A 25344-nucleotide genomic window follows, 5' to 3' on the forward strand; every position below is an offset into this window, starting at 1 on the left:
TGTTCTGCGTTGTGGGGCGTGCGGGCCGGCGTGGTGCACCGCGATCGACTGGATGAAGTCCGCGCCGACAGAGTGCGTGCCCGTCGAACCACGCCGTGCCGGCCTTGATCGTGCCCATAGTGATCGACGACCGGGGAGACCCGTTCTGGTCCGACGCCCTGCGGGGTCGTGCTGCCGCGCCTGGCGGCCACGGGCACGCTGTCAGTCAGGTTGGGCTGCTCCGTCGGTAGGCCATGGCCGGTCGATCAGTTCGAGCGCAGCTTGTGGACAAACCGCGGCCGCCGCTACTTGAGCAGTCCGCCGACCGCGTCGACCTGCTTCTGCCGCCGGCTCACACTTGTCCACAGGCTGAATCACGGCTCGATCGTTCGGCGCGCAACATCGGTATCCGTTGCCGAAGGTGTCCGCCGATCATTCCTCTCGCTGTGGCGCAGCCTCATGTTGTGGCCCAGCCTCGTACTGTGGCGCAGCCTCGTGGCCAGGGCTCCTAGAGCGCCCGCCACATCAGCCGTACCCGAGCCCCACGAAGCTCGGCCTACCAGGCCGAGCTAAGCCCGCCGTGCCTGAGCCCGCCCGCCGTGCTCGACCCCACCAGGGCCGAGGCAAGTCCGCCGTGCCTGAGCTGCCTGCCGTGCTTGCGCCCGCCTGCCGTGCTCGACTCCATCAGGGCCGAGGCAAGTCCGCCGTACCGAGCTCGTCGTGTCCAGGCCCGCCAGGCCGGAGATGCGTCTGCTGTGCCCGAGCGCGTCGTGCCCGAGTCCGGCCCGGCCGTGCCCAGCCCGCCTCGCCTCGTGCGCCGGACAGGGCAGCGCGTCCACCGCGGCCATCGCCCGGTGCACTACCACCCCGCTCGCTCCACGCGGGCGACATCCCGAAATCCCCAGCTCAACGAGCCAGAACCGATCGCTTGCTGGGGGTAAATTTCACTATTCCTCAGCATTCGTCCACAGGTTGTGCACAGGCCTCCACGCTCAGAGAACCGAGTTATCCACAGGCCGCAACGGCTATCGAGGGCAATCGATGTCAATCCGTTCGTCGACGCCGCTCATCCCTAGAGCAGGTTTGTCAACGCCGGGACGGAACGGTTTCGTGCCAACGTTATCCACACTAATCCACAGGAGTTCACAGGCGTTGTCCCCAGCGGTGGACAACGGTCGGCTGCTCTCTCCACAGATGTGGACGAAGCCTGGGGAAATCGATGTGGACAGACACGGAGAGTCACTCGGCTTTCCACCGCCTGTGGAAACGTGTGGATTTCCTGTTGAAGAAACTGGGGACGACGGCCCCGAAGCGCCTCTCGGCTGTCCACATGCCGGGGGACAAACCCCGTGGATATCCGGTGGACAACCGGTGGACAACGGTGGACAACCCTCGTCCGGCTCGCCGGCTGTGGACCCAGAGGGGGGTTTATACCCTGGTTACCCACATGTGAATCACCGGTGGATAACCCTCTGACCAGCCCAAACTCGGGTTCTCCACAGAATGCACAGCACCGATGAAGACGACTAGTTATCTCTCTAAGAAAACAAAAAGCAATCAACGGCGTTGTGGATGGTGTGGATCGGCTCGCTGACAGCTCCTCGGCAGTCCTGCTCCTCAAGAGCGCACCGAGGCCGAAGCAGGTGCCCCGCACAGCTCTGAGAGCGGTGCGCCGAAGCTTGCCCTCGAGAAGCAGCTGACCTTGATGAGCGAGGTGGACCTTGACGAGAGCTGCACCCTGACGAGAGCAGGAGCCCAACGAGAGCGGGACCCCGACCAGAGCAGGACCCTGACCAGAGCAGAACCTGGGCAGGCGGAGCGGCCTTGATGACGGCAAGGCGTTGATGACGGCAAGGCGTTGATGACGGCAAGGCGTTGATGAGGGCAGGGCCCGGCGAGAGCGGCGAGGCTTCGGTCCACCGGGACTCAGAGCTCACCGACAAGAGTCGGCACACCGGGGGACAGCGAGGGTGGCTGGCCAGCGGTCACCATGGTGGACGACACTGATTAGGCCACGATCGGCCCGACGAATAAGGTTCGTGGGGGTCGACGACGCCCCGACAGAGGAAGCGACGCGGAGGACAGCATGAAGTTCCGGGTGGAGCGAGACGCACTCGCCGACGCCGTGGCGTGGACGGCGAAGAGCCTGCCCAGCCGTCCGTCGGTGCCGGTTCTCGCCGGTGCCATGCTGCGCGTCACCGATGGCCGCCTGCAGGTCTCCGGCTTCGACTACGAGGTCTCCAGCCAGGTCACCGTCGAGGTGCAGGCCGACGCCGACGGCGCCGCCCTCGTCTCCGGCCGCCTGCTCGCCGAGATCACCAAGGCCCTGCCGGCCAAGCCGGTGGACATCGCTGCCGTCGGCGCCCACCTCGAGCTCGTCTGCGGCAGCGCCCGCTTCACGCTGCCGACCATGCCGGTCGAGGACTACCCGAGCCTGCCCGAGATGCCCTCCAGCGCGGGCACGGTCGACGCCGCCGCCTTCGCCGCCGCTGTCGCGCAGGTGGCCATCGCGGCCGGCCGGGACGAGACCCTGCCGATGATGACCGGCGTGCGGATCGAGCTGAACGGGTCGAACATGGCCATGCTGGCCACCGACCGCTATCGCCTCGCCATGCGCGAGATGGAGTGGAACCCGGACGATTCCGAGATCAGCCTGAACGCCCTGGTGCCGGCGAAGACCCTGAACGACACGGCCAAGACCCTCGGCCCGCTCGGCGGCTCGGTCGTGCTCGCGCTCGCCCAGGGCAACGCCGGCGAGGGCATGATCGGTTTCGCCGGTGGCACCCGCCGCACCACCAGCCGCCTGCTCGACGGGGCCAACTACCCGCCGGTCCGATCGCTGTTCCCGGCCACCAGCAACGCGCAGGCCCAGGTCGGCGTGGCCGCGCTGGTCGAGGTCGTCCGCCGTGTCGCGCTGGTCGCCGAGCGCACCACTCCGGTGCTGCTGAGCTTCAGCGAGGACGGTCTGGTCGTCGAGGCCGGTGGGACGGAAGAGGCTCGGGCCAGTGAGGCGATGGAGGCCACGTTCACCGGCGAGCCGCTGACGATTGGCTTCAACCCGCAGTACCTGATCGACGGGCTGCAGAACCTCGGAGCCCCCACGGCGGTGTTCGCGTTCGTCGACGCGTTCAAGCCCGCTGTGATCTCCCCCGCAGGCGAAAACGGCGAAATCGTGCCCGGTTACCGCTATCTGATCATGCCGATCCGGGTAACCCGCTGATACTGGGCACGAGAGAAACGCTCATCTAGGGGGAACACCATGCAGCTCGGCCTTATCGGTCTCGGCCGAATGGGTGGCAACATGCGCGACCGCATCCGCGCAGCGGGGCACGAAGTGGTCGGATATGACCACCACCCGGAGAACAGTGACGTGGCCAACCTGGCCGAACTGGTCTCGAAGCTCGCCGCTCCACGAGTGGTCTGGACCATGGTCCCGGCCGGCCAGATCACCGAGGACGCCATCACCGAGCTCGCCGGGCTCCTCGAGCCGGGCGACATCATCATCGACGGCGGCAACTCCAAGTTCACCGACGACGCCCCGCGGGCCGAGCGCTTGAAGCCCAAGGGCATCAAGTACCTCGACTGCGGCGTCTCCGGCGGCATCTGGGGCAAGACCAACGGCTACGCCCTGATGGTCGGCGGCGACGCCGAGGACGTGGCCACCTGCCAGCCGATCTTCGACGCGCTCAAGCCGGCCGGCGAGTTCGGCTTCGCGCACGCCGGCACCCACGGCGCCGGGCACTACGCCAAAATGATCCACAACGGCATCGAGTACGGGATGATGCAGGCCTACGGCGAGGGTTACGAGATCCTCATGGCCTCCGAACTCGTCCACAACGTGCCCGCGGTCATCAAGAGCTGGCGCGAGGGCAGCGTCGTCAAGTCCTGGCTGCTCGACCTGCTCGACCGGGCCCTCGACGCCGACCCGACCCTGGCGCAGATCAAGGGCTACGTGGACGACACAGGTGAGGGCCGCTGGACGGTCGACGAGGCCGTCCGCCTCGCCGTCCCCGCCCACGTCCTGGCCGCGTCGATCTTCACCCGTTTCGAGTCCCGGCAGGACGACTCGCCCGCCATGAAGGCGGTGGCAGCGCTGCGCAACCAGTTCGGCGGTCACGCCGTCAAGGCCGTCTGAGCAGGCCGTGTACGTACGCCGGGTCGAGCTCGCCGACTTCCGCTCCTACGAGCGTGTGGCGGTCGACCTCGATCCCGGCGTATCCGTGCTGGTCGGCCAGAACGGCATGGGCAAGACCAACCTGATCGAGGCACTGGGCTATGTGGCCACCCTGGACAGTCACCGGGTGGCCACCGACGCTCCGCTGGTGCGGGCCGGCGCGGCGTCGGCCGTGATCCGGTGCGCGATCGTCCACGAGGGACGCGAACTGCTCGTCGAGCTCGAGATCGTTCCCGGCAAGGCCAACCGGGCGCGGCTCAACCGCTCCCCGGTGCGCCGGCCGCGCGAGGTGCTGGGCGCCCTGCGCATGGTGCTGTTCGCGCCCGAGGATCTGGAGCTGGTCCGCGGTGACCCGTCCGAGCGCCGCCGCTACCTCGACGACCTGCTCGTCGCCCGGCAGCCGCGTTACGCCGGGGTGCGCTCCGATTACGACCGGGTCGTCAAGCAGCGCAACGCCCTGTTGCGCACGGCCTACCTGACCCGCAAGGTCGGCGGCAGCCGTGGTCAGGATCTGTCCACCCTCGCCGTCTGGGACCAGCATCTGGCCCATCACGGCGCCGAGCTGCTGGCCGGCCGGCTCGAGCTCACCGCGGCCCTCGGTCCCCACCTGACCAAGGCGTACGACGCGGTGGCGGCCGGTCGGACGTCGGCCTCCATCGCGTACGCGGCCAAGCTCGGCGACGGCCTGACGCCGGACCGCACGGCCCTGGAGCAGGCCCTGCTCGTCTCGCTGCAGGAGCGGCGCACGGCCGAGATCGAGCGGGGCGTCACGCTGGTCGGCCCGCACCGCGACGACCTGACGCTGGCACTGGGCGACCTGCCGGCGAAGGGCTACGCCAGCCACGGCGAGTCCTGGTCGTTCGCGCTCGCCCTGCGGCTGGCCGCCTACGACCTGCTGCGTTCGGACGGGCTCGAGCCGGTGCTGGTGCTCGACGACGTCTTCGCCGAGCTCGACAGCGGCCGCCGCGAACGCCTCGCCGCCCTGGTCTCCGACGCGTCGCAGCTGCTGGTCACCTGCGCCGTCCCCGAGGATGTGCCGGCCGCGCTGCGCGGGGCGCGCTTCGACGTGACCACCGGTTCGGTGACCCGTGCCGTCTGACGACCGATCCAAGGGTCCCGACGCCGCCCGCAACCGCCGCGAGCTGCACGACGAGCTCGTCCGGGAACGCCATGAGGGGCTGGCCCGCGAGCGCCGCGCCGACCTGTCCCGCGGGGAACGCGACGACCTGGTCCGTGAGCACCGCCCGCCGTCCACAGCCGAGCGCTTTTATCCACAGGCCGACCCACAGCTCCTGGCCCGCCAGGAGCTGGGCGATGTCGACGACGGCTGGTACGCCGCCGATTCGGCCGACGGCTCGTCCTGGCCCGCGGGCGCCGTGCCCCGAGATCGCCCTGAGAGCCGCCCTGCGTCCGCAACCGATGTCGACCATGGTCCGGGGTGGGCCCACGACGCTCCAAAGCCGCAGAGAGCCGCTGAGGCTTCTCCGGGTGCGACCGCAGGTGCCACGAACGACCCGTCGGTCCGCGGTGCAGGAGGCGCATCGGGCGACGCGGCGGGAGGCACATCCGGTGACGCGGCGGGAGGCACATCGGGTGACGCCGAGAAGGGCGCCGAGGCCGCTTCCGGTCCCGAGCTCGCCCGCGCGGTGCTCGATGCCGCGCTCGCCCGTCGCCAGGCGGCCGCTCGCATGCCCCGGCGGCGTCCCGGTTCGGGCGAGGGCAGCGGCAAGCGTCTGCGGGGATACTCGGGCCCCGGACCCGACCCCCGCGATCCCCAGCTCTTCGGTGACATGCTTCAACGTCTGATGAGAGCCCGTGGCTGGGAGCGACCGAAAGCCGAGGCCACCGTCTTCGGCGCCTGGGAGAAGGTCGTCGGCCCGGACATCGCCCAGCACTGCCGCCCGGTGAAGCTCGACGCCGGCGTGCTGACCGTCGAGGCCGAGTCGACCGCCTGGGCCACCCAGCTGCGCCTCCTGGCCGCCAAGCTGCTCCGCAACATCGCCGGCGAGGTCGGCCACAACGTCGTCACCAAGCTCAACATCCACGGCCCGGCCGCGCCGTCCTGGAACAAAGGCCCCCGCCGCGTGCAGGGCCGCGGCCCTCGAGACACGTACGGCTGACCGGGCGCAGTAGCCGGCTCAGTAGCCGGCGAGCGGCTCAGTAGTCGGCGAAGACGGCGAACCCGCGCTCGCCGCACCGGCGGTAGAAGCCGCCGAGAACGGCCAGCTCCGAGCGGGCGAAGCTCCAGTGCGGGGGATTGCCGGCCTCGTCGCGCAGGGCGGTCAGGCGGTGGTCGAGCCAGCGCAACTGCTGCTCGGCCAGGCGGCCGGCGGCGACCGCGTTCCGCATGACCTGGGCGACCGAGTCGAACGTGACCAGGTCGCCGTAGCTCTCGTGACCCTCGACGAAACGTTCGAGGCCACCGGCGATCCACGCGCAGCCGTCGGGGTCGATCACCGGGTCCTCGTCCTCGGCGGCGGCGTCGGTCGCGTAGAGCACGCCACCCAGACCGAGCAGAAGATCGACGAGCTCCGTGTACGCCGTCGCGCGTACCGTGCCGGTCTTGGCGATGTGCAGCGCCAGCGCGCCGGTGGGCGCGGCGATGTCGGGTGCGTCGGCGATCGCCCCGAAGTCGACGAACTCGGCGGGAGCCACCGGGTCGTAGTACTGGTTCGTCCGCGGCCAGTGCACCGCGACGTTGTCCAGTCCCTTGTCGTGCGCCATGTGGGGGCCACCCTCCTCGACCTGCGGCGCGGCCGTCCGGCCCGCACCGGCCCGCGCCGGCAGAGGTTACGACACGAACCCCGGGCGCCGGGAGGCAGTGTCGCAGTGCGTGGCGACGACCGGTGGCAGGCGCGCCCCGGCGAGGGGCCGCCGGATCACTTGTCGTTGCGCGGAGCCCCCGTTCCGTGTAGGGGGAGACGTGGGAGCGGCCCCCGATCCGGCTACGGCAATCTGAGGCACCCGGAAGGGGTGCCGGACCCTCGCCAACTAGCTTCAGCGGAGTAGAATCGATGAAGACCGGGAAAACCTCTGCGTAATGATCGCGGTTCCGCACCGTCAAGGACGAAACGGACTGCTGCCGTCACGCTACGCGGTTTTTCCAGCCGATCACGATCCGCGGGCCATGCCGCGGCGACCGGCGAGCACGGTTCCACCGGTGGTCCGCCCCTGCCTGCGGGTTGTCATCTGTGGCCGACCCTGCCCGCTGTCCGCCGGTGTGCCCGCCGTCCCCGTGCCGGGCCCCACCAGGGTCCGGGGCGAGAAAGTGGCCGAGGGTGGCAGAGAACAAGCAGGAATACGGCGCCGAGTCGATCACCGTGCTGGAGGGGCTCGAGGCTGTCCGTAAGCGCCCGGGCATGTACATCGGCTCCACCGGCGAGCGGGGTCTGCACCACCTGGTCTGGGAGGTTGTCGACAACGCGGTCGACGAGGCCCTGGCCGGCTACTGCGACACCATCGACGTGGTGCTGCTGGCCGACGGCGGCGTGTCGGTCACCGACAACGGCCGTGGCTTCCCGGTCGACCTGCACCCCAAGCTCAAGAAGCCGGGCGTCGAGGTGGCGCTGACCGTGCTGCACGCCGGCGGCAAGTTCGACAACAAGGCGTACGCGGTCTCCGGTGGTCTGCACGGTGTCGGCGTGTCCGTCGTGAACGCGCTCTCCTCGAAGATGTTCGTGGAGATCAACAAGTCCGGCAACGTGTGGCGGCAGCACTACACGGCGTCCAAGCCCGGTCCGCTCGAGAAGGGCGAGACCACCTCGACCACGGGTTCGATGGTGCAGTTCTGGCCCGACCCGACCGTCTTCGAGACCGTCGAGTTCGACTGGCAGACGATCTACCGCCGCCTGCAGGAGATGGCCTTCCTCAACCGGGGTCTGACCATCAAGCTCACCGACGCGCGGGCCGACTCGGCCGACGAGAACGGCGAGCCGCGCGCGGTCACCTTCATGTACGAGAACGGCATCGCCGACTTCGTGCGTCACCTCAACGCCACCAAGAGCCCGATCCACAAGACCGTGATCGAGTTCCAGGCCGAGGACAACGAGGCCCGCATGGCGGTCGAGGTCGCGATGCAGTGGAACGAGTCGTACGGCGAGTCGGTCTACACCTTCGCGAACCGCATCAACACCCACGAGGGTGGCACTCACGAGGAGGGCTTCCGCGCCGCGCTGACCGGCATCGTCAACCGGTACGGCAAGGAGAAGAAGCTGCTCAAGGGTGACCAGAGCCTCTCCGGTGAGGACATCCGCGAGGGTCTCGCCGCGATCATCTCGGTGACCCTGGCCAACCCGCAGTTCGAGGGCCAGACCAAGACGAAGCTCGGCAACACCGACATGAAGAGCTTCGTGCAGCGGGTGGCCAACGAGCAGCTCGCGGACTGGTTCGACCGCAACCCGGCCGAGGCCAAGTCGATCATCACCAAGGCCGACCAGGCGGCCCGGGCGCGCATCGCCGCCCAGCAGGCGCGCAAGCTGGCCCGGCGCAAGTCGCTGCTCGAGTCCGGTTCGATGCCGGGCAAGCTGGCCGACTGCCAGTCCACCGACCCGCGCGAGTCCGAGCTGTTCATCGTCGAGGGCGACTCGGCCGGCGGCTCGGCCAAGCAGGGCCGCAACAGCCGCATCCAGGCCATCCTGCCGATCCGCGGCAAGATCCTGAACGTGGAGAAGGCCCGCATCGACCGGGTCCTCAAGAACAACGAGGTCCAGGCGCTGATCACCGCCCTGGGCACCGGCATCCACGAGGACTTCGACGTCGCCAAGCTGCGCTACCACAAGATCGTGCTGATGGCCGACGCCGACGTCGACGGCCAGCACATCCAGACGCTGCTGCTGACCCTGCTGTTCCGCTTCATGCGGCCGCTGGTCGAGCTGGGCCACGTGTACCTGGCCGCCCCGCCGCTCTACAAGATCAAGTGGAACAAGCGGGGGGACGACGCCCAGTACGCCTACTCCGACCGCGAGCGGGACGGGCTCATCGCGCTGCGTCAGCAGAAGAAGGCGAACGCCAAGCCCGACGACATCCAGCGGTTCAAGGGTCTCGGCGAGATGAACTTCCAGGAACTGTGGGACACGACGATGGACCCGGCCACCCGGACACTACGCCAGGTGACGCTCGACGACGCCGCAGTGGCCGACGAGCTCTTCAGCGTGCTGATGGGTGAGGACGTCGAGGCGCGGCGTTCGTTCATCCAGCGCAACGCCAAGGACGTGCGGTTCCTCGACATCTAGTGACGTTCCGGGGTGCCTGTATCCACAGCTGCACCCCGGTTTCCACAACGTTATCCACAGCAGGATGCGTGCATTCGTCGTACATGTCTGGTTTTACCTTGAGTAAGGGTTAACAGTGACTGACATTCCCGAAGCGCCCGACGGCGACGAGGTCCCGGACACCGGCGGCGTGGCCCAGCGGGTCGAGCCCGTCGGCCTCGAGGTCGAGATGCAGCGCTCGTACCTCGACTACGCGATGAGCGTGATCGTGGGCCGGGCGCTGCCCGACGTCCGCGACGGCCTCAAGCCCGTCCACCGCAAGATCCTCTATGCGATGTACGACTCCGGCTTCCGGCCCGACCGCGGCTACGTCAAGTGCGCGCGCGTCGTCGGCGACGTGATGGGCAATTACCACCCGCACGGCGACTCGTCGATCTACGACGCCCTGGTGCGCATGGGCCAGCCGTGGTCGCTGCGTTACCGCCTGATCGACGGCAACGGCAACTTCGGCTCGCCGGGCAACGACCCGCCGGCGGCCATGCGCTACACCGAGTCGAAGCTCTCGCCTCTCGCCATGGAGATGCTGCGGGACATCGACGAGGACACCGTCGACATGCAGGACAACTACGACGGGCGTACGCAGGAGCCGACGATCCTGCCCGCGCGGTTCCCCAACCTGCTGGTCAACGGCTCCGAGGGCATCGCGGTCGGCATGGCGACCAAGATCCCGCCGCACAACCTGCGCGAGATCGCCGCGGCGGTGCAGTGGGTGCTCGACCACCCCGAGGCCGACGAGGCCACCGTCCTCGAGGCGCTGCTCGAGATCGTCAAGGGGCCGGACTTCCCGACCTACGGACTGATCGTCGGTCAGCAGGCGATCCAGGACGCGTACCGGACGGGCCGTGGCTCGATCCGGATGCGGGCCGTGGTCGAGGTCGAGGAGGACGCCCGCGGGCGCCCGTGCCTCGTGGTCACCGAGCTGCCGTACCAGGTCAACCCGGACAACCTCGCCGAGCGCGTCGCCGAGCTGGTCAAGGAGGGCAAGCTCACCGGGATCGCCGACATCCGCGACGAGTCCTCCGGTCGTACCGGCATGCGGTTGATCCTCGTCCTCAAGCGGGACGCGGTCGCCAAGGTCGTGCTGAACAACCTCTACAAGCACACCCAGCTGCAGGAGACGTTCGGCGCCAACATGCTGGCGCTGGTCGACGGCGTGCCGCGCACGCTCAACCTGGCGCAGTTCATCCTCTACTACGTCGAGCACCAGATCGAGGTCATCCGCCGGCGCACGGCCTACCGCCTGCGCAAGGCCGAGGAGCGCGCGCACATTCTGCGCGGTCTGGTCAAGGCGCTCGACGCGCTCGACGAGGTCATCGCCCTGATCCGCCGCTCGCCGACGGTCGAGGACGCCCGGTCCGGCCTGATCCAGCTGCTCGACATCGACGAGATCCAGGCCGGCGCGATCCTCGACATGCAGCTGCGCCGGCTGGCCGCCCTGGAGCGGCAGCGGATCGTGGACGAGCTGGCGAAGATCGAGATCGAGATCGCCGACCTCAAGGACATCCTGGCCAAGCCGGAGCGGCAGCGGGCGATCGTCTCCGAAGAGCTCAGGGAGATCGTGCAGAAGTTCGGCGACGACCGGCGCACCCAGATCATCCCGTTCGATGGCGAGGTCTCCATGGAGGACCTCATCACGCGCGAGGACGTTGTGGTGACGATCACACGTACCGGTTATGCGAAGCGCACGAAGGTCGATCTGTACCGCTCCCAGCGGCGCGGCGGCAAGGGCGTCAGCGGCGCCACGCTGCGGCAGGACGACATCGTGTCGCACTTCTTCGTGATCTCGACGCACGACTGGATGCTGTTCTTCACCAACAAGGGCCGGGTCTACCGGGCCAAGGCGTACGAGCTGCCCGAGGCGGCCCGGGTGGCCAAGGGTCAGCACGTCGCGAACCTGCTGGCGTTCCAGCCCGACGAGCACATCGCCCAGGTCATCCAGATCCCGAATTACCAGGTGGAGCCCTACCTTGTGCTCGCCACCAAGAATGGCCTCGTGAAGAAGACCCGGCTCGAGGAATTTGACTCCAACCGCAGCGGTGGCATCATCGCCATCAACCTGCGGGAGGACGACGAGTTGGTGGGCGCGGCCCTGGTGTCTTCGGAGAACGACCTCCTCATGGTCTCCAAGCACGCCCAGGCGATCCGGTTCAACGCGACCGATGAGGCGCTGCGCCCCATGGGCCGGGCCACGTCGGGCGTCATCGGCATGCGATTCACCGGCGAGGACGAACTCCTGGCCATGGAAGTCGTACGTGATGGCATGGATGTGTTGGTTGCCACCAACGGCGGGTATGCGAAGCGGACGCCGATCGAGGAGTATCCCGTGCAAGGGCGGGGCGGCAAGGGCGTCCTCACCGCGAAGATCACGGAGCGCCGTGGTGGACTGGTGGGGGCCCTCGTGATCAGTCCCGAGGATGAACTATTTGCCATCACCAGCAATGGTGGTGTCATCCGGACTCCCGTGAAGCCTGTACGGCGCACACGGGATCGGAACACAATGGGGGTCAAGCTGATGGACCTCCCAGAAGGTGTAACCATCGTGGCGCTTGCTCGCAATGCCGACGAGCCTGACGAACAGGACTAGTTGATGCCGGAGACACAGGCGAAGTCGGGGGCCACGGGGAGCTCAGCGACTCCGAACGAGGCGGCCAAGAAGGATGGCTCCGCCCCGAACGGACGCGACGCCGCGGCTCGGGGAGCCGCCGCCCCCGCCGAAGCCCCGTCACCGCCGAAGTTCACCCGGGCGCCGGGCATGGCCCCGCCGCCCGGTGAGCCCGCCGACGGTGACGGCTCCGACGCCAAGCGGCCGGGACCGCCCGTGAAGGGTTCGGCCAGCGTGCCGACCGTGACCAAGGGCAAGGGCGCGGCCCCCGGCAGCAGCTCGGGCCGGGTCAGCGTGCCGCCGGCGGCCAAGGCCGGCTCCACCACCGGTCCGCAGCAGCGGCCCGGCGGGGCGCCCGGCGGCACCACCGGCAACGCCAAGGCGGCCCGCCCGGCCGGCGGCTCCGGCCAGGCCCCGGCCAGCGGCTCGGCCGCGGTCGGCGCGGCCCGGGTCACCGAGGTGGTCCGTTCGGCGCGGTCCACCGTCTCGTCGGGCTCCACGCGTGGACCCCGGCGGGCCCGGCTCAACCTCAAGCGGATCGACCCGTGGTCCGTGATGAAGTTCTCGTTCGCCGTGTCGGTCGTGCTCTTCATCGTCGTGGTCGTGGCCACGTCGGTGCTCTACCTCGCGCTCGACGCCATGGGTGTCTGGGGCGAGGTCAACACCAGCCTCAAGGAACTGGTCAGCGCCAGCGGCGGTGACGACGCGTCGGCCAGCAGTGGCTTCCAGATCACCGCCTGGGGCGTCATCGGCACGTCGATGCTGATCGGGGCGGTCAACGTGGTGCTGTTCACCGCGCTGGCGACGCTCGGCGCGTTCATCTACAACGTCTGCGCCGACCTGGTCGGCGGGGTCGAGCTGACCCTGGCCGAGCGGGACTGAGAAGGCTCAGAGAGGGCGAGGGGGCCACCCCCGTTTTGGTGGCTCCCTACCCGGTGCGGTAACCTTCGGTGTCGCACTTGAGGGGCTATAGCTCAGTCGGTTAGAGCGCAGAGCTGATAACTCTGAGGTCGCTGGTTCGATTCCAGCTAGCCCCACGGGTAACGGGGTCCCCTGTCCGCGGAAAGCGCGGACCTTGGTTCCCCGTCATACCTGCTCCGGGGGCCGAGCCCCCGGAAACCCCGCGGTGCGGTGGGCACCCTTTGTGCTGCGGTCACGGTTGGTGGCTTGTGGCCTGGCGGCCACTTCGCTTCGGGGTTGCGCTTGTGGCGTGATGGCCACATTGCTCGGTCGCGGTGGTCTGGCTTGGCCTTGCGGCCACCTTGCTCTTGGTCGCGGTTCATGCGTTGGCTTGCGGCTTGTGTGTGGCGGGCTTGATGGGAGAGCTGCGATGGTCAAGAAGCTTCTGGTTGCTGCCGGGGTTGTCGGTGCGGCGGCTCTGGTGTTCCGGAAGGTCAAGGCTTCCAGCGATGAGCGGGCGCTTTGGCACGAGGCGACTACGGCGCCCGATCTCCGATAGGTTTTTCGGGGTTCAGGGGCCCTAGCTCAACTGGCAGAGCACCGCCTTTGCAAGGCGGGGGTTAGGGGTTCAAGTCCCCTGGGCTCCACAAGACAACACCTTTGAGCAGGCTGCACACCATGCCTTGATCGGCCGGCCCACTCCCGGCTCACATCGGCGGACGTATTGCCTGCCTCCTGTCTGTCACGACCGGCCGTAGCGCCACGCTGACGATCCGACTTATTCCACCGCCTTCGATGAGCATGGTGCTGTGAAGCTACAACGGGCGTGGCGCGACCTGCGGCGGCAGCCCCGGTGGTGGCTCTGGACGGCGTTGACGTCGGGTGGATGCACGTTGATCGCTCTGATGGGCAACGACGGGAACCATTGGTTCGGTGGTCCGGTGCTTCACTACTTCGCGCTGGTCGGAACCGGTGTGATAGTCGTGCTGCTGGTCATCCTGTTGGTGCTGCAGGCTCGGACGAAAGCCGACCACGAGTAGAAGCGCACTTCGGGGTGCGTCGCCGACCAGACCACACTCATCGCGGGAGTGTAGAGGCGGCGTCTCACAGCCTGTCGGAGAGACTTTCCTGCTCAACGACCGGGGATGGCCACCTCGTCAGACCAGCCCGCTCGGATGAGGATCTCGGTGGCGACGTCGTCGGGGGAACGGTCATTGGTCACGGTGAGATCGGCATTCAGGGTGGGCGTGTGGCTGGGGCTGTCGAGCGTGCTCAGGTGCCGCTCGAGTTGAGTGCCCTCCTCTCTGCGGCGCAGACGATCCCGTACGGTGGCGTCGTCTGCCGTCAGCCTGACCAGGTGAGTCTCGCAGTCCGAGAGGCATCGGGCGTACATGCCCCGGACGTCCGGCTCTTCGATGACCGCGGCGACGACAATGAGCCGGGCGCCGGCCACCTTGAAGTTGGCCCACACGGCGGCCAGATTGGCGCACTTCAGCCGGTCGTAGAACTGACCGCTCCCGGGGCCGGCGGGGGGAGGCGGCCCGAACTGGGCCAGCACGTCGGTGTCGACGACCGCGGTGCCGCGGCCGGAAGCGGTGAGAAGCCGGCCGGCTGCCTGCGCCACCGTGGTCTTTCCGACGCCGGCGATCCCGGTGAGCAGCAGTGCTCGATACAACGCTGACTCCTGATCGTCGCGGGCTCGGGAAGCGCTCACCCGCAGGATGCCAGCTCTGAACTGCCGGGGCGCGCGTCGCGGTTGAAGGCGACGACGAGGCGTGCCAGGGGTGCGGTGGGGGATGGGGTTTGATCTACTGGGCGCCGTGCGGCGGCGGGTGGTGTTCGGGCTGATGGTCGGTGGGCTTCTGAGCGGGTGTGGGGCTCGGGCTGACCGGCCGGATGCCGCGTCGTCGGCTGAGCCGTCCTCGTCCTCTTCCGGCCCCGCATCTGTGCCGCTGTCGTCGTCTACGGCGGTGGCCGGGGACTACGCGTGGTTTCGTGAGGTCACCGACCTGAGCAAGGGGTTCTGCTTCGTCTGGGTGCGCCGTGTCCGGCCGGCTCAGGTGCTTGATCGCATGGGGGCCAAGGAGCTCGAACGCATCGGGTGGCAGCAGATGGTCGGGGCGGGGGACGGCCAGCGGGGATTCCCCGACAAGTGCTACTTCGGCGTGACCCGGCTGAACGACGACTGGGCGTTGGTCGTCGAGGACAACGGTGAACTGGGCACCGAGGACGGGCAGTTCCGCGCTCTGTCCGCCGGGACGACCCTGATCTGCCTGTATCGGGCGGATGACGGCAGCGGACGGTTCCTCCTGATGGAGGACCGCGGTGTCACTCTGCAGTTTGATCCGGTGTCGGGTGAACGGCCGTCGGGCCGTCGGGCGGCCGAGCTCGAAACGACCGTGAAAGCCACCCGGGCGGGCGCTCCAGCGCAGCCGGACGATCGCATGGCGGCAGCATTCGCGCTGGCTGAGCGCCTTACCGGGGTACCGCTCACACAGGCCGATCTGCGAAAGCACACCTATCTGTTCAGCGTGGTGCCAACCGGTCAGTGAAAGAGTCAATGGCCGTTCGGTTGTTGCCGGAAACTCCCGGCCGGGCCAACATCCACCTGTGACGATGCGCACGACCGATTTGCTCACCATTGGTGAGGCCGCGATCCTCCTCCGGTTCTCGCGGCGCCGGGTTCTCGACCTCTGTGCGCGCGGGCTTCTGCCGTACGTCAGCCTCGGCGCACAGAGGCGTGTGCGCCGATCCGATGTCGAGGCGCTGATCCACCCCGTGCTGACCCGCGCCGAGCTGGAGCAGCTCTGGTTGCACCAGGCGGTCGCCGCACGCTTCGTGGCCCGGCCCGCGGCGGTGCTTGCCATCGCCGAGATCAATCTGCGCCGGTTGCGCCGCCTCCGCCCGGGCGGTCCCGAGTGGCAGTGGCTGGACCGGTGGGAGGCCCTGCTGGCCGGTGAGGCTGAGGCCGTGGTCGAGGCGCTGACGTCCTCGGCTCAGTACGCGGTGCGGCTGCGTTCCGCATCACCCTTCGCCGGCGTACTGACCGAAAAGGAGCGTCGGGCCGTGCTCGACGGTCTGGCGGAAAGCCGCCATGACCAGGCACAACTCCTGCGCCCGGCTCGCCTCGAGCGGGTCGTGCGCGCAGTGTGAGTCCTCGATCACAAAACTAGAAAAGAGCCTTATGTAACTCGTCGCGTCGGGCGGATAGTGAGTCGGTTCCATGATTCGGTTGCGCAATGCTGCGCCGGGAGGTACCGATGCCGACCACCATCCTTCATTCCACTATCGCGTCGAAGGTCCAGAACCTTCTGGAAACGATGCTCCAGGCGCCCGTGCCCCTCCGGATCCGAGCCTGGGACGGCTCGACGGCCGGTCCGGCGGACGCCCCGGTGCTGGTCATCCGGCATCGTCGTGCGTTGCGCCGACTGATGTGGCAACCCAATGATCTGGGTCTGGCCCGCGCGTACGTCTCCGGCGATCTCGATGTCGAGGGCGATCTCTACGAGGCGCTCACCCGCGTGGCCGCGCTGATCTGGCGCGCGCCCGATATGAAGGATCTGCCTATCCGTCATGTCGCGAGCGATCTCGTACGCCTCGGCGTGCTCGGCACCCAGCCCAAGCCGCCGCCGGAGGAGATGGTCGTTGCCGGGACCCGGCACAGCAGACGCCGCGACCGTCAGGCGATCAGCCACCACTACGACGTCGGGAACGATTTCTACCGGCTCGTCCTCGGGTCGAGCATGGTCTATTCCTGCGCGTACTGGACGTCGGACACACCCGGTTACGACCTGGCCGACGCGCAGCGCGACAAGCTCGACCTGATCTGCCGCAAGCTCGGGCTGCGGCCCGGTCAGCGGCTGCTCGACGTCGGCTGCGGCTGGGGCAGCCTGGCCATCCACGCCGCCCGCGAGTACGGCGTGCACGTCGTCGGCATCACGCTCTCGACCGAGCAGGCCGAATACGCCCGTAAGCAGGTCGCCGAGGCCGGGCTCACCGGTCAGGTGGAGATCCGGGTCGAGGACTACCGCGACCTCGAGGACGGGCCGTACGACGCGATCTCCAGCGTGGGGATGGCCGAACACGTCGGCACCGATCCGTACGCGGAGTACGCGGCCATTCTCTACGCCAACCTCAAGCCCGGTGGCCGTCTGCTCAACCACCAGATCTCCCGGGTGCACCTGGCTCCCAAGCAGCCGCACCAGGCCCGGAGCTTCATCGACGCGTACGTCTTTCCGGACGGTGAGCTGGTGCCGGTGGGCACCACGGTCGGCCTGCTCGAGCAGGCCGGCTTCGAGGTGCGCGACGTGCACGCGCTGCGGGAGCACTACGGGCGCACGCTGCGGGCGTGGGTGACGAACCTGGAGTCGGACTGGTCCACCGCGGTGAAGCTGACCAGCCCGGGCCGGGCCCGGGTGTGGCGGCTCTACATGGCGGCGTCGGCGCTCGCCTTCGAGCAGGCACGGATCGGCGTCAACCAGGTGCTCGCGGTGAAAGATCACCGGGATGGAACGGCCGCCCTGCCGCCGACACGGAGCGGCTACGCGGTCTGATCCGTTTCGGTCACCGGCTCGTCCTTTTTGGTCAGTCTGAAAAACGTTGCCGCGGAACGAATGCGGACGTTGTCCACAGGGCGCGAGGTTGTCATGCGGAACGGGTGCGGGGCCGGTTAGCCTGCCTCACGTGAGCGAACGAAAACGGGCCGCCGCCGTGATCGTGCGGGACGGCCGTGTGCTGATGGTGCACGAGCGCAGCCGACGATCCGGTGGCGGTGAGTGGTGGACCTTGCCGGGCGGTGGTCTGGAGCCCGGCGAGACCGCCGAGGAGGCGGTGCGGCGGGAGGTGTTCGAGGAGACGGGCCTGGTGGTCAGCGACGCCCGCTATGTGCTCGAGATGCCTTATCCGTCGGGCATGACGTCGGTGTTCTCGGTGACGGTGGCCGACGGTGAGCCGCGGATCGGCATCGACGACGGCATCGGGCCCGAGATGCTGGGTCTCGACTGGTTGCCCGCCCCCGAACTGCCGACGGAGACCAGCGGGGGGGTGCCGGTGCCGCCGATCATCGTGGTGCTGCCGGCGTAAGAGCCGGTGCTGTCTCCGCGAGGCTCGGACCGATCTGCGGCCCGGTCGACGGCTCAGCCGGCGCGGTCGGCGAAGCTTCCGGCGGTGGGCGCGTGGCCCGCATGGCCGGGATGGCGATGCTGCGGGACGACACCCTCGACGATCTCCGCCGTCGCCGTCGCCGTCGCCGTCGCCGTCGCCGTCGCCGTCGCCGTCGCCGTCGCCGTCGCCGTCGCCGTCGCCGTCGCCGGTAGGTGGTCGGCGACGGTCTCGTCCGGCCCGGGAGTGGATGCCCGGAGCTGAGTGGCGACAGCCCGCCGCCGTTCGGTCACGAAGTAGCCGCAGGCCGCGGCGTAGGCCGTGGCGAGGGCCAACCCGACGGCACGTGTCGGCGTGGTGTCGAGCAGCAGGATGGTCATCACCAGCGCCAGTTCGGCCCCGACGCCGAGGAGCACCGCGTTGACGGTGTCCTCCCGCGTCCAGCGCGGCGAGGAGCGGTGCGCCTGCCGCTTGATCTCCTCGATCAGGGAGTGTCCGAGGCCGAGAGTCAGCGTGCCGAGCAGGAGGGTCGCGGACAGCGAGTGGTTGTCCCCGCCGACCGACGCGGCCATGGCGGTTCCGCCGGCCAGCGCCGCCAGCCCGCTGACGGTTCCGACCCGTCCTTCGCGTCTCTCCCTCACACCCTCTGACGGTCGGCAGCCACGACCGCATTCTGAGGAAGTCGTCACGACTCCGGCCCCTCGATCGTCCCCCTGGCATGACGACATCGACAGTGCTGGTGACCGGGGCCGGTGGGGTCCTCGGATCGGTCACCGTGCCGCGGCTGACGGCGGCGGGACACGAGGTCAGGGCGATGAGCCGGCGAGCGCGGCCGGGGTGGTTCGCGGCCGATCTGCGTACCGGTGAAGGGATCGACGAGGCAGTGCGGGGCGCGGACCTGATCGTGCACCTGGCGTCAGCACCCGGAGATGCTCGGCGGACGGATGTCGGTGGCACGCGCCGGCTCGTGGCCGCCGCGCGAAAGGCCGGAGTGCGGCATCTGGTCTACGTGTCGATCATCGGAGTCGACCGGGTACCGCTGCGCTACTACCGGGCGAAGCTCGCCACCGAGGACGTTGTCCGGACGGGCGGCATCCCGTACACGATCGTGCGGGCTTCGCAGTTCCACCCGTTCGCCGAAGGGCTGCTCAAGACCGCCGGGCGGCTCGGTCCGCTGATCCTCGATCCCGGGTTCCTGGCCCAGCCGGTCGACGCCGCGGAGGTTGCCGACCGGATCGCCGACCTGCTGACCCGGCCGGCCGCGGACGCCATCGTCGAGTTCGCCGGACCGCGCGTGCTGACCCTCGCCGACGCGTCGGCCACCTGGCTGGCGGCCCGGGGAGAGAAGCGACGGGTCCTCCGGCTGCGGCTGCCCGGCCGGGTGGCGCGGTCGATACGGGCGGGTGGTCTGACCACAACCGCGACACCGACCGGTACCCGGACGTGGGAGGACTACCTGGCGGCGCGGTATTGAGCGAGGATGGCGGGCGTGATGGGAAGTCTGAAGCTCGAGCCCGCCCAGTCCCGCCCCGACCTGCTGGCCGATCCGGTCGCCAAGGCTCTGACCGTGTGGCCCGAGGACGCGCCGATCGACGCCGACCAGGTGCTGGTCGCTCCGATCGACCCGGGTCTGGCCGACACGGCAGAGTTCTGTGAGGCGTACGACGTGGGCCTGGAGGTCTCCGCGAACTGCGTGATCGTCGCCGGCAAGCGGGGCGAAAGCGTCCGGTACGCGGCCTGCATCGTGCTGGCCACGACCCGGGCCGACGTCAACGGAGTCGTCCGTAAGCGTCTGGACGTGCGCAAGTGCAGCTTCGCGCCGATGGACGAGGCGGTCCGTCTGACCGGCATGGAGTACGGCGGCATCACGCCGATCGGCCTGCCGGTGGACTGGCCGATCCTGGTCGATGCCCGGGTGGTCGCCACACCGCACGTGATCATCGGATCAGGCGTGCGCCACAGCAAGATCGCCATTGCCGGCCCGGCCCTCGGCGCCCTGCCCGGCGCCGAGGTGATCGAGGGTCTGGCACGCCCGGTCGAGTGAGACACCGACGTCGATCGATGGCGTTTCACGTGAAACGCCATCGTCATCGACCGGCGTCGACTGCCTCACGGCGGGCGATTTCCTCGAAGGCGGAGACCAGCGTCGACGCCTCCTGGGCGCCCTGAACGGCGTACTTCCCGTCGACAACGAAGAACGGGACGCTGGAGATGCCAAGCTCACGAGCCTCGGCCAGGTCGGTGCGCACGGCCGCCGTGCCAGCCTCGGACGCGAGGTGATCGGTCGCGGCGGCCTCGCTCAAGCCGATCGAACCGGCCACCGACGCCAGCACCGCGCGGGAGCCGATGTCGAGGCCCTCGGTGAAGTAGGCCTGCTGCAGCGCCTCCAGCATGTCGGCCTGCCTGCCCTGACCGGCGGCCCACGCGATCAGCCGGTGACTGTCGAACGTGTTCGCGGCGACCGCCCGGTCGAAGTCGAGTCGCAAACCATCGCCGGCCGCGATCGACGAGACGTGGGCGAGCATCTCGTCGGCCCGCTCGCGGCCACCGACCTTGGCTGCCATGCCGTCCTTGAGCGGCAGGCCGGGCGGTACCGGAGAGGGGTCGAGCTGGAAGGCCCGGAACGTCACGGTGACGTCACCCTCGTACTGGGCGATGGCCGACTCCAGCCGCCGCTTGCCGAGGTAACACCACGGGCACACGACATCGGACCAGACCTGGATATCCATGGGACTCCGTCCGCCGTCAGCGGGTGGCCACTTGCGCGGCGACCTGGCGCTTCAGCCGGGCCAGGATCGCCGAGCCGCCACGGATGCGCAGCGGGCTGATCGCCTGGGCGAGGCCCATGCGGGTGTAGAGGTCGTCCGGCACGCCCAGGATCTCGGCGGTGGTGGCGCCCTCGAGACCCTCGGCCAGGATGCCGGCGAAGGCCCGCGTGGTCGGCGCCTCGGGCGGGCAGTCGAAGAACGACTCCACCGTGTCGTCGGGCCGCACCACGGCCTTGAGGAAGAACTGCGTCTGGCACTCCGGCACCTGCTCCATGCCGTCGTGTGTGGCCAGGTCGGCCGGCAGCGGCGGCATCGAGTCGGCGAACTCGAGAAGCATCTCGAGCACCACCTCGCGCGGCGCCGAGGCGAACTCGTCGACGATCTCGGCGAGCTTGGGAGGCATGTCGGTCACTTGTCGACCCTAGCGCCTGCTTCCGGGTGGAGGCCGGGCTGCGGCGTGGCGGACGGCGTCGTCAGGCGTGGGCCGTCGTCGGCAGCAGGGCCACGTCGCTGAGGCTCAAGATGCCGGCCACCTTGCGGTCGGCGTCGCAGACCAGCAGCCGGCGGACTCCGCGCTCGCGCATGGCGTGCACCGCTTCGTCCACGGTGGCCGACTGCTCCACCATGATCAGCTCATGCGAGGTGATGTCGCCGAGCGAGGTCGACGTCGGCGACAGGTTCTCGGCGATCGCCCGGACCACGATGTCGCGGTCGGTGACCACCCCGATCATCGTCGGGCCGCGGGTGACCACCACGTCGCCGATGGCGCGGTCGCGCATCACCTGCGCGGCCTCGTCCAGCATGGTCGCCTCGGGCAGATAGACCACCTGCCGGGTCATCACCTCAGCCACCGAAGCCCTGCCCATGTGCGCACCTCCTGTTGGTAGGGGCGTTACCCGAGTGCAGCAGTGATTACACCTGGTATGTCCGTGACCAGCACGTCGTGACGCTCCCCGCTGCGGCGATCGCGCATCTCGGCATATCCCTCGCCGAGGCGACGCCCGATCACGACCGTCCGGGCGATGCCGATGAGCTCGGCGTCGGTGAACTTCACGCCGGCCGAGACGGTGGGACGGTCGTCGACCAGCACGCGCAGCCCGGCCCTCACCAGCTCGTCCGCGAGCGCCAGCGCGGCCTCGACCTGACCGTTCTTGCCGGCCGCGACGACGTGCACGTCGGCCGGCGCGACCTCATCGGGCCACAGCAGGCCGCGCTCGTCGTGGTGCTGCTCGGCGATGGCCGCGACCGCCCGGGACACCCCGATCCCGTACGACCCCATGGTCGGCCGGACCAGTTTGCCGTCCACCCCGGGCACCTCGAGCTTGAACGCGTCGGTGTAGCGGCGGCCGAGCTGGAAGATGTGCCCGATCTCGATGCCCCGTCGCATGGTGAGCGAGCCGGTGCCGCAGGCCGGGCACGGGTCACCGGCCCGCACCTCGGCCGCCTCGATCGTGCCGTCCGGGGTGAAGTCGCGCCCGGCCACCACGTTGACCGCGTGCCGTCCCGGCTCGTTGGCGCCGGTCAGCCAGGCCGTGCCGGGAGCCACGCGCGGGTCGGCCAGATAACGGGCCCTGCTGCCCTGCGGGCCGATGTAGCCCTTGACCAGGTCGGGCCGGGCCGCGAAGTCGTCGAAGAGCGTGGCCGTGGCCGGGGCCAGGGAGGCGTCGAGCCGCTTCAGGTCGACCTCACGATCACCCGGGACACCGATCACCAGCAGCTCGTCCTCGGCGCCGGGCCGGTGCACCGAGACCACCACGTTCTTGAGGGTGTCGGCCGCGGTCCAGTCGGTGCGGCCGCCCAGCGCCCGGGCGTTGGCCAGCTCGACCAGGGAGGCGATGGTCGGGGTGCCGGGGGTGTCGTGAACCTCGAGAGGCGGGGCGGAAACCGTCGTGGCCGGCGGCGCCGGAGTCACCACGGCTTCGGTGTTGGCCGCGTAGTCACAGGTCGTGCAACCGACGAATGTGTCCTCGCCCACATCGGCTGTGGCGAGGAACTCCTCGGACGCGGAACCACCCATCGCACCGGACATCGCCGAGACGATGGTGTGCGAGAGGCCCAGCCGGGTGAAGGCGCGCTGATAGGCCGCGCGGACCGACTCGTACGTCTCCACCAGCCCGTCGTCGGAGAGCGTGAACGAGTAGGCGTCCTTCATCAGGAACTCGCGACCACGCAGCAGCCCGCCCCGGGGCCGGGCTTCGTCGCGGTACTTCGTCTGGATCTGGAACAGCAGCACCGGGAAATCCCGGTACGAACTGGTGATGTCCTGCACCAGCAGCGTGAACATCTCTTCGTGGGTCGGCGCCAGCAGATAGTCGGAACCGCGCCGGTCCTTGAGCGTGAAGATGTCGTCGCCGTACTCGGTCCAGCGGTTGCTGACGTCGTAGGGCTCGCGCGGCAGCAGGGCCGGGAACGAGACCTCCTGCCCGCCGACGGCCACCATCTCGTCCCGCACGACCGCGGTGACCCGGTCGAGCACGAGCTTGCCGAGCGGGAGCCAGGTGTATCCGCCCGGGGCGGCGCGACGGACATAGCCGGCGCGCAGCAACAACCGGTGACTCGGCACCTCCGCGTCCGCCGGCTCCTCGCGCAGGGTCCTGAGCAGGAGGGCGGACATCCTCAGCAGCATGCGAAGCAGCGTAGGGAGGATCACTACGGAAAGCAGTTCATTAACGGGGTGTCGCCATCGTCACGCTATCGGTGACTTCCATCCAGTGCTTATGTGATCTCCACGAGCAAACATGAGCAAACGTCAAGGGGGCGGCGATGGCCTGGCACAGCTTCGTTGCTATGGGGGACAGCTTCACCGAGGGCCTGAACGACGCCTATCCGGACGGTACGTTCCGGGGCTGGGCCGATCTGGTGGCCGCCCGCATGGCGGTCGACTCGGGACCGGACTTCGGCTACGCCAACCTGGCCATCCGCGGCAAGGTGATGCACGAGATCGTCGACGAGCAGCTCGAGCCGACCCTGACTATGCGGCCCGACCTGGTCAGCCTCGCCGCGGGCGGCAATGACGCCTTGCGCGTACGAGTCGATCCGCACGCCCTGGTGCGGGAGCTCGAATCGGTGGTGCGACGGCTGCGCGACACCGGCGCCGACGTGATCCTCTTCCGCTTCGCCGACGTGACCGTCAACCTGCCGGCCATCCTCGGGCGGCGTGCATCCGTGCTCAACGACGGCGCTCGCACGCTCGCCGACCGCTACGGGTGCCACCTGGTCGACCTGTTCGGCGACGACGCCTTCCGCCATCCCCACATGTGGTCCCCGGACAGGCTGCATCTCTCGCCGGCCGGGCACCGCCGGGTCGCCGGCCAGGTGCTCAACGTGCTCGGTGTCGGGGTCGACGAGGACTGGATGCTGGTGCCACCCGCGCCCGAACCCAACCCGTGGCTGCTCGCCCGCAGCGCCGACCTGCGCTGGGCCCGTGAGCATCTGGCGCCCTGGGTGAGCCGTCACCTGCGGGGTCACTCGTCGGGCGAACTGGTGCGGGCGAAGCGCCCGGAGCTCATGCCGATCGGGATCACCGAGTAACCACCGGGCGAAGAGCTAGCGTGGCAGGCATGTCTGTTGAGAACGATCCGGCGCCCGCACTCCAGGCGTACGCGCATCCCGACAAGCTGGTCACCACCGAGTGGCTCGCCGCCCACCTCGACACCCCCGGTCTGGTCGTCGTCGAATCGGACGAGGACGTCCTGCTCTACGACACCGGGCACATCCCCGGCGCGGTCAAGGTCGACTGGCACCTCGAGCTCAACGACCCGGTCACCCGCGACTACCTCGACCCGGCCGCCTTCGCCGCGATGTGCGAGGCCAAGGGCATCGGCCGCGACGACACGATCGTGTTCTACGGCGACAACTTCAACTGGTGGGCCTCGTACGCCCTCTGGGTCTTCAGTCTCTTCGGCCACCGCGATCTGCGCCTGCTCGACGGCGGGCGTCAGAAGTGGGCCGCCGAGGGCCGTCCGCTGACCCGGGAACGCACCGAGCGACCGGCCGCGAAATACCCGGTTCCGGAGCGCGACGACGCCGAGATCCGGGCCTTCCGTGACCAGGTGGTGAGCCACATCGGCAGCGGCCTGCCCCTCGTCGACGTCCGCTCCCCGCAGGAATACACCGGCGAGCTGACGCACATGGAGGCCTACCCGCAGGAGGGGGCGCTGCGCGGCGGTCACATCCCGGGCGCGGTGAGCAAGCCGTGGAAGTCGGCGGCCAACGAGGACGGCACCTTCAAGCCGGCCGGCGAGCTCACCAAGATCTACCGCGACGAGCTCGGCCTGGAGCCGGGCGACGACATCATCGCGTACTGCCGGATCGGCGAGCGGTCGAGTCACACCTGGTTCGTGCTGCGCCACCTGCTCGGCTATCCGCAGGTGCGCAACTACGACGGCTCCTGGACGGAGTGGGGCAACCTGGTGCGCGCGCCGATCGCCAAGGGCTTCGAGCCCGGCGGACTGAGCTGACGAAGGACCGAGCCGACGAAGGCCCGATCCGGGGCGGACCGATCATCAAGATCGGTCCGCCCCGTTTCTGTCGGTCGTTCGCGGTACCTTC

23 protein-coding genes, 2 tRNA genes and 1 pseudogene are annotated in these 25344 nt (G+C 69.1%); 19 read left to right on the forward strand and 7 right to left on the reverse strand.

The genetic code is table 11. The features are described 5' to 3' along the window. Nucleotides 1-2065: 2065 nt before the first annotated feature. The 4 genes and pseudogenes from dnaN to HJC40_RS10075 all read left to right on the forward strand — a co-directional run bounded on the left by dnaN (nucleotide 2066) and on the right by HJC40_RS10075 (nucleotide 6273). Complete coding sequence (gene dnaN / locus HJC40_RS10060; RefSeq protein WP_250000576.1) at nucleotides 2066-3199, forward strand: DNA polymerase III subunit beta; 1134 nt, start codon at nucleotides 2066-2068, stop codon at nucleotides 3197-3199. A 27-nt stretch (nucleotides 3200-3226) separates the two neighbouring features. Beyond that, nucleotides 3227-4114: pseudogene (gnd, locus tag HJC40_RS10065) on the forward strand (phosphogluconate dehydrogenase (NAD(+)-dependent, decarboxylating)); the annotation flags it as partial. Between the two features lie 7 nt (nucleotides 4115-4121). Beyond that, a complete protein-coding gene (gene recF, locus HJC40_RS10070; RefSeq protein ID WP_250000578.1) occupies nucleotides 4122-5252 on the forward strand; it encodes a DNA replication/repair protein RecF in 1131 nt (376 codons plus the stop codon). Nucleotides 5253-5799: 547 nt separating this feature from the next. Next, nucleotides 5800-6273: a DUF721 domain-containing protein gene (locus tag HJC40_RS10075; RefSeq protein ID WP_250000755.1), complete on the forward strand. Its 474-nt coding sequence runs from the start codon at nucleotides 5800-5802 to the stop codon at nucleotides 6271-6273. 37 nt (nucleotides 6274-6310) lie between these two features. Here HJC40_RS10075 and HJC40_RS10080 read toward each other — a convergent pair whose 3' ends face one another. Further along, nucleotides 6311-6877 (reverse strand): hypothetical protein, encoded by a 567-nt coding sequence (locus tag HJC40_RS10080; protein ID WP_250000579.1) that lies wholly within the window; start codon nucleotides 6875-6877, stop codon nucleotides 6311-6313. 554 nt (nucleotides 6878-7431) lie between these two features. Here HJC40_RS10080 and gyrB point away from each other — a divergent pair. The 7 genes from gyrB to HJC40_RS10115 all read left to right on the forward strand — a co-directional run bounded on the left by gyrB (nucleotide 7432) and on the right by HJC40_RS10115 (nucleotide 13965). After that, nucleotides 7432-9384 carry a DNA topoisomerase (ATP-hydrolyzing) subunit B gene (gene gyrB, locus HJC40_RS10085; protein WP_250000580.1) on the forward strand — a complete coding sequence of 651 codons (1953 nt, stop codon included), beginning with the start codon at nucleotides 7432-7434 and terminating at the stop codon, nucleotides 9382-9384. A 115-nt stretch (nucleotides 9385-9499) separates the two neighbouring features. Beyond that, nucleotides 9500-12007 carry a DNA gyrase subunit A gene (gyrA, locus tag HJC40_RS10090; protein WP_250000581.1) on the forward strand — a complete coding sequence of 836 codons (2508 nt, stop codon included), beginning with the start codon at nucleotides 9500-9502 and terminating at the stop codon, nucleotides 12005-12007. Nucleotides 12008-12010: 3 nt separating this feature from the next. After that, nucleotides 12011-12907 (forward strand): DUF3566 domain-containing protein, encoded by an 897-nt coding sequence (locus tag HJC40_RS10095; protein ID WP_250000582.1) that lies wholly within the window; start codon nucleotides 12011-12013, stop codon nucleotides 12905-12907. A gap of 81 nt (nucleotides 12908-12988) precedes the next feature. Beyond that, nucleotides 12989-13062: transfer RNA gene (locus HJC40_RS10100), tRNA-Ile, on the forward strand. Nucleotides 13063-13355: 293 nt separating this feature from the next. Continuing rightward, nucleotides 13356-13484, forward strand: coding sequence for a DLW-39 family protein (locus tag HJC40_RS10105; protein ID WP_250000583.1), 129 nt, complete (start codon nucleotides 13356-13358; stop codon nucleotides 13482-13484). A gap of 15 nt (nucleotides 13485-13499) precedes the next feature. Beyond that, nucleotides 13500-13572: transfer RNA gene (locus HJC40_RS10110), tRNA-Ala, on the forward strand. Nucleotides 13573-13734: 162 nt separating this feature from the next. Further along, nucleotides 13735-13965: a hypothetical protein gene (locus tag HJC40_RS10115; RefSeq protein ID WP_250000584.1), complete on the forward strand. Its 231-nt coding sequence runs from the start codon at nucleotides 13735-13737 to the stop codon at nucleotides 13963-13965. A gap of 92 nt (nucleotides 13966-14057) precedes the next feature. On the opposite strand, the gene HJC40_RS10120 is transcribed toward HJC40_RS10115, so the two are convergent. Beyond that, a complete protein-coding gene (locus tag HJC40_RS10120) occupies nucleotides 14058-14600 on the reverse strand; it encodes an AAA family ATPase (RefSeq protein ID WP_250000585.1) in 543 nt (180 codons plus the stop codon). A 295-nt stretch (nucleotides 14601-14895) separates the two neighbouring features. Between HJC40_RS10120 and HJC40_RS10125 the strand changes: the two genes are divergently transcribed. The 4 genes from HJC40_RS10125 to HJC40_RS10140 all read left to right on the forward strand — a co-directional run bounded on the left by HJC40_RS10125 (nucleotide 14896) and on the right by HJC40_RS10140 (nucleotide 18007). Next, entirely contained in the window at nucleotides 14896-15477 is a 582-nt protein-coding gene (locus tag HJC40_RS10125) for a DUF6461 domain-containing protein (RefSeq protein ID WP_250000586.1), read from the forward strand. Nucleotides 15478-15541: 64 nt separating this feature from the next. Then, nucleotides 15542-16078: a helix-turn-helix domain-containing protein gene (locus HJC40_RS10130; protein ID WP_250000756.1), complete on the forward strand. Its 537-nt coding sequence runs from the start codon at nucleotides 15542-15544 to the stop codon at nucleotides 16076-16078. A gap of 107 nt (nucleotides 16079-16185) precedes the next feature. Continuing rightward, nucleotides 16186-17478, forward strand: coding sequence for a cyclopropane-fatty-acyl-phospholipid synthase family protein (locus HJC40_RS10135; RefSeq protein ID WP_250000587.1), 1293 nt, complete (start codon nucleotides 16186-16188; stop codon nucleotides 17476-17478). Between the two features lie 130 nt (nucleotides 17479-17608). After that, a complete protein-coding gene (locus tag HJC40_RS10140; protein WP_308200879.1) occupies nucleotides 17609-18007 on the forward strand; it encodes an NUDIX domain-containing protein in 399 nt (132 codons plus the stop codon). 53 nt (nucleotides 18008-18060) lie between these two features. Here the strand turns inward: HJC40_RS10140 and HJC40_RS10145 are convergent, their stop codons facing one another. After that, complete coding sequence (locus HJC40_RS10145) at nucleotides 18061-18666, reverse strand: hypothetical protein (protein WP_250000588.1); 606 nt, start codon at nucleotides 18664-18666, stop codon at nucleotides 18061-18063. 77 nt (nucleotides 18667-18743) lie between these two features. Here HJC40_RS10145 and HJC40_RS10150 point away from each other — a divergent pair, with 77 nt between their 5' ends. Both HJC40_RS10150 and HJC40_RS10155 read left to right on the forward strand, forming a co-directional pair. Beyond that, nucleotides 18744-19499, forward strand: coding sequence for an SDR family oxidoreductase (locus tag HJC40_RS10150; protein WP_250000589.1), 756 nt, complete (start codon nucleotides 18744-18746; stop codon nucleotides 19497-19499). 18 nt (nucleotides 19500-19517) lie between these two features. Beyond that, nucleotides 19518-20069 carry a YbaK/EbsC family protein gene (locus tag HJC40_RS10155; protein ID WP_250000758.1) on the forward strand — a complete coding sequence of 184 codons (552 nt, stop codon included), beginning with the start codon at nucleotides 19518-19520 and terminating at the stop codon, nucleotides 20067-20069. 43 nt (nucleotides 20070-20112) lie between these two features. Here HJC40_RS10155 and HJC40_RS10160 read toward each other — a convergent pair whose 3' ends face one another. The 4 genes from HJC40_RS10160 to HJC40_RS10175 form a co-directional block, all read right to left on the reverse strand. Next, nucleotides 20113-20754: a DsbA family protein gene (locus HJC40_RS10160; protein ID WP_250000590.1), complete on the reverse strand. Its 642-nt coding sequence runs from the start codon at nucleotides 20752-20754 to the stop codon at nucleotides 20113-20115. A 16-nt stretch (nucleotides 20755-20770) separates the two neighbouring features. Continuing rightward, a complete protein-coding gene (locus HJC40_RS10165; protein WP_250000591.1) occupies nucleotides 20771-21205 on the reverse strand; it encodes a SufE family protein in 435 nt (144 codons plus the stop codon). Nucleotides 21206-21266: 61 nt separating this feature from the next. Beyond that, nucleotides 21267-21659: a CBS domain-containing protein gene (locus HJC40_RS10170; protein ID WP_250000592.1), complete on the reverse strand. Its 393-nt coding sequence runs from the start codon at nucleotides 21657-21659 to the stop codon at nucleotides 21267-21269. Between the two features lie 26 nt (nucleotides 21660-21685). After that, a complete protein-coding gene (locus HJC40_RS10175) occupies nucleotides 21686-23419 on the reverse strand; it encodes a proline--tRNA ligase (RefSeq protein WP_250000593.1) in 1734 nt (577 codons plus the stop codon). Between the two features lie 137 nt (nucleotides 23420-23556). Here HJC40_RS10175 and HJC40_RS10180 point away from each other — a divergent pair, with 137 nt between their 5' ends. Then, on the forward strand, nucleotides 23557-24324 hold the full coding sequence (locus HJC40_RS10180) for an SGNH/GDSL hydrolase family protein (protein ID WP_250000594.1): 768 nt from the start codon (nucleotides 23557-23559) through the stop codon (nucleotides 24322-24324). A gap of 29 nt (nucleotides 24325-24353) precedes the next feature. Further along, nucleotides 24354-25253 carry a sulfurtransferase gene (locus HJC40_RS10185; protein WP_250000595.1) on the forward strand — a complete coding sequence of 300 codons (900 nt, stop codon included), beginning with the start codon at nucleotides 24354-24356 and terminating at the stop codon, nucleotides 25251-25253. Nucleotides 25254-25344 lie beyond the last annotated feature (91 nt).

Source organism: Actinoplanes sp. M2I2, assembly GCF_023544445.1.
In the GTDB taxonomy this organism is placed as follows: Bacteria; Actinomycetota; Actinomycetes; order Mycobacteriales; family Micromonosporaceae; genus Actinoplanes.